Here is a 6,000-nt window from a genome sequence, read left to right on the forward strand (position 1 = left end):
GCCAGCGCCGGCGCAAAAGCCTCAAGGATCCTCCGGCTAGCCCTGGTTCTGGGCCTCTACCAGCCGCACGCCGCAGTATTGTTCCCGCAGGCGGGGCTTTTCGATCTTACCGGTGGCGTTGCGGGGCACCGGGGCAAAGATGATCTTGCGGGGCCGCTTATAACGGGGCAAGTCCTGGCAGAAGTCCATGACTTCCTCCTGGGTGCAGGCCGTGCCCTCTTTAACCTGGATAATGGCCGTGGCGATTTCCCCCAGCCGTGGGTCGGGCAGGCCGATAACGGCCACGTCGTGGATTTTGGGATGCCCGGCCAAAAAAGCCTCGATCTGCACCGGGTACAGGTTTTCGCCGCCGGAGATGATCACATCCTTCTTCCGGTCCACCAGGAAGATAAAACCGTCCTCGTCCTGCCGGGCCATGTCGCCGGTATGTAGCCAGCCATCCTGTAGGGTTTCGGCGGTGGCCTTTTCATCGTGATAATAGCACACCATCACGCCGCCGCCCTTGACGCACAGCTCGCCCACTTCCCCCTGGGGTACGGGTTGGCCCTGGTCATCCACAATCTTCACCTTCCAGCCCAGGCCGGGCACGCCGATGGCGCCCACCTTGTCCGGGTGGTCCAGCCCCAGGTGCACGCAGCCGGGGCCGGTGGATTCAGAGAGGCCGTAGTTGGTGTCGTACTTGTGGTGGGGGAAGTACCGCCACCAGTGCTTGACCAGACTGGGGGGCACGGGCTGGGCGCCGATATGCATCAGCCGCCACTGGGCCAGGCGGTAGTCCTCCAGCTTAAAATCGCCCCGGTCCAGGGCGGCCAGAATGTCCTGGGCCCAGGGCACCAGCAGCCAGACAATGGTGCAGCCCTCTGCCGACACTGCCTGTAAGACGGCCTCTGGCGAGTTCCCTTTTAGCAGCACGGCCTTGCCCCCGGTGAACAGGGAGCCAAACCAGTGCATTTTCGCGCCGGTGTGGTACAGGGGCGGGATGCACAAAAATACATCGCCATGGGTGGTTTCGTGGTGGGCGGCCTCCATGCGGGCAGACTGCATCAGCGCCGCGTGCCGCAGCAGGATGGCTTTTGGGAACCCCGTAGTGCCGGAGGAGTAGTAGATGGCCGCCTCATCCTCGTCATCGATAAGTACCTTTGGGGGCACGCTGGAGCAGTTGGCCGCGGCCAGGTGGTAATCCTCGGCAAAGCTGGGGCAGGCCTCGCCCACAAAGAACAGCAGCCGTTCCCGGCCGATGGCAGGGGCAATCTCCTCTATGCGGCCAATAAACTCCGGGCCAAAAAAGAGGATGTCCGCGTCGGCCAGTTTCAGGCAGTACTCTATTTCCTGGGCAGTGTAGCGGAAGTTTAGGGGCACGGCAATGGCCCCCGCCTTCAATATACCAAAGTAAACCGGGAGCCACTCCAGGCAGTTCATCATCAACAAAGCCACCTTTTGGCCCTTGCCGATGCCCCGGCTTAGCAGCAGGTTGGCGGCCCGGTTGGCCTTTTCGTCAAAAACAGACCAGGTGATCTCCCGCCGGTAGGGGGTGGGGCCGCCGGGCTGGATAAGCTCATATTCCCGCCAGGTGACGCGGGGGGCCTCCTGGACCTGGGGGTTGATCTCTACCAGAGCGGTTTCGCCGCCATAAAGCTTGGCGTTACGCTCCAGCAGGTCGGTGATGGGCATATGGATCACTCCTTAGTAAATGCACCGTTTACTGCGGCAGCAGAATACTACATATTATACCGTATTTCGGTCTTGAAGTCAAGGTCTTGTGGCTGTGGGGGTGTGGCCAAAGCAAAGAGTTTAAAAGGCGAGGTTTCAGCGAACAAACGAACAAATAGTAAAAGTTTCGTCCAACTTTTCAAAGGTGGTGGGGTTCTTAGGGGCAAAGCCCCTAAGCTGCCAGAGGCCAAAATTTCGTTATAAACTCTTCTTTGTGGACACAGCCTGGCTGTGGGAGGATGTCCAGCCAGGCAGGCAGGAGAGGCTGCAAAAAAAGTTTCTTTTTATTGTTCAAAAGCCATTGACGGCGTGCGGGAAACTTGGTAGACTATGGGTAGAGTTCGGAATAAAATTTCAGCAGGTGGGAAAGGATAGTGATAGAGGATGTCAACACCCATTCGCGCAGAGTACCCCCGGCCGGACCGGGTACGGGAGAATTGGATGACGTTGAACGGCCAGTGGGACTTTGCCTTTGACAGGGAAAACTGCGGCAAGCGGGAAAAATGGTATGCAGCCGGCAGCGCTTGGGAAGGCGGCTTGCAGATAGAGGTCCCCTTCCCCTACCAGAGCGAGCTTTCCGGCATCAACAGCCAGGAGCACTGCGACACGGTATGGTACAGGCGGGCTTTTGCCTTGCCGGAAGGGTTGCTTTCCGGGCGCAGGCTGCTGCACTTTGGCGCAGCCGATTATAAGGCGGAAGTCTGGCTGGACGGCCAGTTCCTGGGCAGCCACGAGGGCGGCTATGCCAGCTTTACCTTTGATATAACCGACCAGTGCGGCCCCGGCCAGCATACCCTTGCCGTGCGCTGTGAGGACCGGCTGGACTTCGACCAGCCAAGGGGCAAGCAAAGCTACCGCCCGGAGCCTTTTGCCTGCTGGTATACCCCTGTGACCGGCCTGTGGCAAAGCGTGTGGATTGAGGGCGTAGGGGACTATTACCCCCAGGACTTCCGCCTGACCCCGGATGTGGAAAACGGCGCCCTTAACGTGGAGGTCAGCTTGAATGAACTGCCTGCAAACGGCGCTGTGCGGCTAACGGCCTCTTTTGCGGGGAAGGTGGCCGCCCGGCAAGAGATCAGCTTTACAACCGACCGCTTTGTGCGCACCGTCCTGTTTTTGCGGCACGATGAGGAGATCAGCGGTTTGCACCTGTGGTGGCCAGGCAACCCCTGCCTGTATGACTTGACCATTGAAACACTGGAGCAGGGGCAGGTCATCGACCGGGTGGAAACCTACTTTGGCCTGCGCAAGGTGGAAACTTGCGGGGATAAGATCACCCTGAACAACTCCCCCCTTTACCAGCGGCTGATCCTGGATCAGGGCTACTGGCCCGACGGCCTGCTGACCGCCCCCAGCGCCGAGGCCCTGAAAAAGGATGTGGAGCTCACCCTGGCGATGGGCTATAACGGGGCGCGGAAACATCAGAAGTTTGAGGACCCCATCTACCTGTACTGGGCGGACAAGCTGGGCCTGCTGGTGTGGAGCGAACTGCCCAGCGCCTACTGGCTGCGGGACAGCGAGAAACGCAATTTGATGCGGGATCTCTCGGAGGCCATACGCCGGGATTACAACCACCCCTCCATCATTGTCTGGACGCCACTGAATGAATCTTGGGGCGTGCCGGCCATCCAGAGCCAGCGGGAGGCCCAGCGGCTGAACGACTGCCTGTACCATATGGTGCACTGCCTGGATGGTACCCGGCTGGTTTCCGGTAACGACGGCTGGGAGCAGGCGGAAACGGACATCGTCACCGTGCACGACTACACTGCTTGGCCCCAGGATTTGAAAGGCTACGGCAGCGAGGATCAGGTGCTAAACGGTGCCCCCAGTGGGAAATTGATCACGGCCCAAGGCTACGGGCACTGGGGCAAGCCGAAGATTTTCAGCGAATTTGGCGGCATTGCCATGGCAAAGGATGCTGGGGGCGAAAACTGGGGCTATAACGGCGCGGTGGCCGACAGTGACGCCCTGTTGGAGCGTTTTGGCGCCATTACCGGTGGAGCCAGGGAACTGCCGGGGTTCTGCGGGTACTGCTACACCCAGTTAACCGATGTGTTCCAGGAGGTAAACGGCTTGCTGGATATGGACCGCAAGCCTAAGGCTGGGCTGGAGGAGTTCAGGAAACGTAACAGCTAAACGGATAAACGGCCGGGGAAACCTGGAAAGGTAGGAAGTTACAGGGCCCCAGGATCCCGCCTCCTTTTTGAGTAGGAAACATCCAGCCTTTAACATAGCCGGTAGGGCAAACCCTGGACTGCCGGGGCTTTGTAGCCGCAAAACCCGTCCCAGCCTGTTTCTAGGCTGGGGCGGGTTTTTTGTGGTTAATTCTTTTATGAGAATTTAAACATAATATTCAAATCAAGAAATAAAACACCATAAAATCATAAGCGAGTTCACTAAGAATATTTTGGGAAAACCTGTCGAAATATTTCAAAATGACGAAATTCGACGGATTTCTTCCGTGTAATATTTTGTCGGCTAAAAGATTTTTTCGTTTTGGGACTTGAACCGGGCGGAAAATTATGGTAAGATTTACTCACATAATAACCGAAAAGGAGGAGGTTTCTTATGGATAAACAAATAAAGGTCCTGATTTGTTCGGAAGATGGCGAATGGAATCATGCCCAGTTGGAGAAAATGCGCCGCCAGGGGGCAGAGCCGCTGTTCGAAGAGCGGGATGGCGCCCGGCTGTTTCAACGTATCCGGCAGGAGCACCCTAACGTGGTGCTGATGGAACTGTTTATGCCCGAACTGGATGCTATTGGCGTTATGCACGCCGTAAACCAGGAGGCAGGCCTGGAAAAGCCCATGTTCCTGGTGGCGTCCTCTTATACAACGCCGATGCTGGAGCGAGAGGTCCTGGCCGCAGGGGCTGCCTATTTCGTACTGATGCCGTACAACAAGGAGGAGGTGATAGACCGGATATTTTCTTTGTATTCCAGCCGTGGCAAGCATTTTGATTCCCCCCCGGCGGACCCGGAGTTGCGTGTAAAGGTGACAGATATACTGCACCAGATCGGTGTGCCGGCCCATATCAAGGGGTACCACTACCTGCGGGACGCTATCATTATGGCTATAGAGGACCCGGAGATCATCAATGCGGTAACGAAACAGCTTTACCCCAATGTGGCAAAGCGGTACGCCACGACCAGTTCGAGGGTGGAGAGGGCCATCCGCCATGCCATTGAGGTGGCCTGGGACCGGGGGGATGTAGACGTGTTGAACTCTTATTTTGGCTACACGATACATAATACCCGCGGAAAGCCTACAAATAGCGAGTTTGTCGCGATGATTTCTGACAAACTTTGCTTGCAGGCAGCCGCCGGCGCCGCCCCGGATTTGGGCCATTCGAGGAAATAAGCTGGGGTCTTGCCAGAACGTGCCAGCGTTTTGGCCAGGCCCCGACAAGCGCTTGCCTTTACGGATGTCTTGTGGCTGGCGGGCCATGGGATACAACCTGTAGAGGAAACGGAGCAGGCGTTGTTCGACTTATTTTCTCATATTGTGTGTTTCTGCGACGATTATACCACCCATTGTGCGCAAACTATGTCGAAAAAACTACGGAAACGGCTGTTTATTGTGAAAAAATTGTGAACGGGCGCAATATTTTGTGTCGTACCCTGCAAAAGGGGGGCGTTTTTTGATGGACGCCCCTCTTTTTTGCCGTTTTTTGGGGAACGGAATCTGCGGGCTTTACAGGCGCCGAAAGGCTGTTAACTTGCCTGCCTTTACAAGCAGGCGGCAAAAAGCCCCCGCTTATGGGGGCTTCTTACAGGGTTCTTGCAGGGTTATCCAGCAGATATTACGCCGTTCTTACCAGGGTATTGGCACGATCTCTAAGGGGTCTTGGATGACGGTTTTGGCCTCCGGCGGCCAAAGGGGCTTTGCCCCTTTGGAATCCCCACCACCTTTGAAAAGGTGGACGAAACTTTTACGTGCGCTTGTGGGGGACGCCGGCTGGAACCACTGGGTGGGGGGATGACGAAATGATTTTGTTTTTTCTTTTTCTTTCACAATGGGGGCCTCCGGCGGCCAAAGGGGCTTTGCCCCTTTGGAATCCCCACCACCTTTGAAAAGGTGGACGAAACTTTTACGTGCGCTTGTGGGGGACGCAGGCCGGAACCACTGGGGGGAGGATGAGGAAATGTTTTTGATTTTTCCTTTTTTCTTATTAGATAGTGTCTACACGAATTAAGTGCGGATAGCAGCCCAAATGGCGATACAACGGACGTGTACCGCGGCGATAAAAGCATCCGAGGTTTTGGCATAACGAGTAGCAATACCTCTCCA

General features: G+C 56.5%; 3 protein-coding genes and 1 pseudogene. 2 read left to right on the top strand and 2 right to left on the bottom strand.

From position 1 onward, the window contains the following. Positions 1 to 36: 36 nt before the first annotated feature. Positions 37 to 1,671 (bottom strand): class I adenylate-forming enzyme family protein, encoded by a 1,635-nt coding sequence (locus tag U8U01_RS15035; protein ID WP_322175944.1) that lies wholly within the window; start codon positions 1,669 to 1,671, stop codon positions 37 to 39. A gap of 423 nt (positions 1,672 to 2,094) precedes the next feature. Between U8U01_RS15035 and U8U01_RS15040 the strand changes: the two genes are divergently transcribed. Together U8U01_RS15040 and spo0A are read left to right on the top strand one after the other, a co-directional pair. Further along, positions 2,095 to 3,846 carry a glycoside hydrolase family 2 protein gene (locus tag U8U01_RS15040; protein WP_322175947.1) on the top strand — a complete coding sequence of 584 codons (1,752 nt, stop codon included), beginning with the start codon at positions 2,095 to 2,097 and terminating at the stop codon, positions 3,844 to 3,846. A 432-nt stretch (positions 3,847 to 4,278) separates the two neighbouring features. Next, positions 4,279 to 5,070, top strand: a complete 792-nt coding sequence (gene spo0A / locus U8U01_RS15045; protein WP_322175950.1) for a sporulation transcription factor Spo0A — start codon at positions 4,279 to 4,281, stop codon at positions 5,068 to 5,070. A gap of 831 nt (positions 5,071 to 5,901) precedes the next feature. Here the strand turns inward: spo0A and U8U01_RS15050 are convergent. Next, positions 5,902 to 6,000: pseudogene (locus U8U01_RS15050) on the bottom strand (IS5/IS1182 family transposase); the annotation flags it as partial.

Origin of the sequence: Acutalibacter caecimuris, from assembly GCF_034335085.1 — a bacterium.
Classification (GTDB): domain Bacteria; phylum Bacillota; class Clostridia; order Oscillospirales; family Acutalibacteraceae; genus Acutalibacter; species Acutalibacter caecimuris.